The sequence below is a fragment of the Streptomyces sp. NPDC042336 genome (assembly GCF_055581985.1).
This window is the reverse complement of sequence record NZ_JBVJEA010000089.1, coordinates 1-2,692: the sequence shown is the minus strand read 5'-3', so window position 1 is coordinate 2,692 and position 2,692 is coordinate 1. Positions and strand designations below refer to the sequence as shown.

Below are 2,692 nucleotides of genomic sequence, written 5' to 3'. Positions count from 1 at the left end.
TGATGGCGCTTCTTGAATCTCCCCACTTGCTGCTAACGGGTGGGGCAAACCTGCTCTGTTGATCTCCCCATCCATCGTGTGATCTTGCCCGGTGTGTCGTCGTATCTGGCGGTTGGTCCGGAAAGCCTGCGTGCGCAAGTTCGGCCTGCTCGGGGGCCTGGATGCTTACGCGGGAGGAAGACGTGGATGCTCATGCACTGCGTCGGCAGGGATGGACGATCTCGGCGATCGCCCGGCATCTGGGCCGGGACCGCAAGACGATCCGGGCCTATCTGAACGGTGAGCGGACCGCCGGCCAGCGGCGTCAGGCGCCCGACGCGTTCGTGCCGTTCCTTCCGTACTGCCGGCAGCGCCTCGCTGACGACCCGCACCTGTGGGCATCCACGCTGTTCGACGAGGTGGTGGGGCTCGGCTATGAGGGCGCGTACTCGACGTTCACCCGTGCCCTTCGCCGCTATCGCGTCCGGCCGCACTGCGAGCCTTGCCATGCCTCCACCGGCCGCAACGTCGCAGTGATCGCGCATCCGCCGGGCGAGGAGATCCAGTTCGACTGGCTGGAGCTGCCTGATCCTCCCGAAGGATGGGGGGTGGGTGGGCACGCGCATCTGCTGGTCGGGGCGCTCGCGCACTCGGGCCGATGGAGGGCGGTGTTGGCGGAGTCGGAGGACTTCCCCCATCTGGTCCAGGCCCTGGACGATGTTGTGCGCAAGCTGGGCGGGACCGCCCGCCGGTGGCGCTTCGACCGGATGGCCACCGTTTGCTATCCCTCCAGCGGTCAGGTCACCGCGGCGTTCGCCGCCGTCGCCAAGTACTACGGGGCCGGGGTGGACATCTGCCCGCCCCGCCGCGGCAACCGCAAGGGAGTTGTGGAGAAGGCCAACCACTCGGCGGCTCAACGCTGGTGGCGCACGGTTCCCGACGGCCTCACGGTCGTGCAGGCCCAGTCCGGTGTCGACAAGCTCTCGCTCCGGATGGACGACCGGCGCCGGCGGATCGACGGAGCGGTCACCACCGTCGGCGAGCTCGCCGCGGCCGAGCCCCTGCTCGACATCCCGGTCCGGCCCTTCCCGGCCGAGCTGGAGGTCGAGCGGACCGTCAGCCCGCAGAGCCTGGTCGCCTTCGACGGCAACTTCTACTCCGTCCCGCCCGGCCTGCCCGGCGTCACGGTCAAGGTTCTGCACCGGCTCGGCGAGGACGACCTGCGGATCGTCACCGCCGGCCGGGCCGTCGTCGCCTGCCACCACCGAGCCCCGCGAGGCGCCGGGCAGACCGTCCGGGACGACGGACACGTCATTGCCCTGGAGAGGGCGGTGCTGTCGTCGTTCTCCGACCGAGCTCCCTGCAAGACCAAGGTCCGCAGACCGCCGTCACCCGCAGCTCTGGCCGAAGCCGAGCGCCTGCGCGAAGGACCGGCCGCCGGCAGTTCAGCCGAACGGGTCGTGATCGACCTGACCCACTATGCCGCCGTGGCCGACCGGCTGCGGAGTGTCCCCTCACCGAAGCAGGAGGAGAGTCCGGAGTGAGTACGTCACCGATGCAGGTGAGCGAAGCCCGCCGATTCCAGCAGCTCAGAGGCCACCTGTCCTACCTCAAACTCAACGACGCAGCAGAGGCGTTGAACAGGGTCCTGGACCAGGCCCGCACCGAGCGGATGTCACTGACCGCAGCACTGGAACGGCTCCTGGAGATCGAGGTCGAAGCCACCGAAGCCCGCAAACTCGCGGCCCGGGAACGGTTCGCCTGCCTGCCCGAGCCCTGGACCCTGGCCGACTTCGACTTCGCCGCCCAACCCGGCGTCGACGAGAAGCTGATCCGCGACCTGGCCACCCTCCGCTTCCTCGACGACGCCTCCAACGTGCTGTTCGTCGGCCCGCCCGGAGTGGGCAAGACCATGCTGTCCGTCGCCCCCGGACGAGCGGCCGTCGACGCCGGCCACCGCGTCTACTTCACCACCGCCGCCGAACTCGCCGCCAAGTGCCACAAGGCCGCCCTCGAAGGCCGCTGGAAGACCTGCATGCGCTTCTTCGCAGGCCCGAAGCTTTTGATCATCGACGAGCTCGGCTATCTGCCGCTGCCCGAGGACGGCGCCTCGGCCCTGTTCCAGGTGATCAACCAGAGGTATCTCAAGTCCAGCACGATCCTGACGACCAACGTCGGGATCGCCGACTGGGCCGGAGCCTTCGGCGACGCCACCGTCGCCGCCGCCATGCTCGACCGGCTCCTGCACCGAGCTGCCGTCGCCGGCATCGACGGACCCTCCTACCGACTTCGCGGCCACCAGAACCAGGCCGACGCCATGCGCAAGGGAGTCAACGCACGTGTCTCCTGACCCCACCCACAACGACGACCAACTCGCCCCCAGACCCACCAACTGCCCTGTCTGCGAAGGTGAGTTCATGCCGAGCCCGAGACAGATCTACTGCTCTCCCCGCTGCAAGAGCGCCGCCCACCGACGCGCTCCCGCCAGCCTGGCTGCCCACACCTGCCCGGTCTGCGAGGGCATCTTCACCGCGAACCCCCGACTCCGCCAGATCTACTGCTCGCCCGAGTGCCGTCGCGAGTCGGAAAGGCAACGCAACCGGACCCGCGACGAAGAACGAGCACGACGTCTCGGCGAACATCCCCGAGCCCTTCCACCCGCCCCGCAGCCGACAGCCCCCGGAACCATCGACCCTCTGGCACCGACGGCAGT

The 2,692-nt window shown here is 69.0% G+C and carries 2 protein-coding genes; both read left to right on the top strand.

The window, feature by feature from the left end; translation table 11 throughout:
* Positions 1 to 182 precede the first annotated feature (182 nt).
* Positions 183 to 1,523: a Mu transposase domain-containing protein gene (locus ACZ6IM_RS42505; protein ID WP_319218850.1), complete on the top strand. Its 1,341-nt coding sequence runs from the start codon at positions 183 to 185 to the stop codon at positions 1,521 to 1,523.
* Complete coding sequence (istB, locus tag ACZ6IM_RS42500) at positions 1,520 to 2,329, top strand: IS21-like element helper ATPase IstB (RefSeq protein ID WP_398918979.1); 810 nt, start codon at positions 1,520 to 1,522, stop codon at positions 2,327 to 2,329. Before ACZ6IM_RS42505 ends, istB begins: the two co-directional genes overlap by 4 nt.
* Positions 2,330 to 2,692 lie beyond the last annotated feature (363 nt).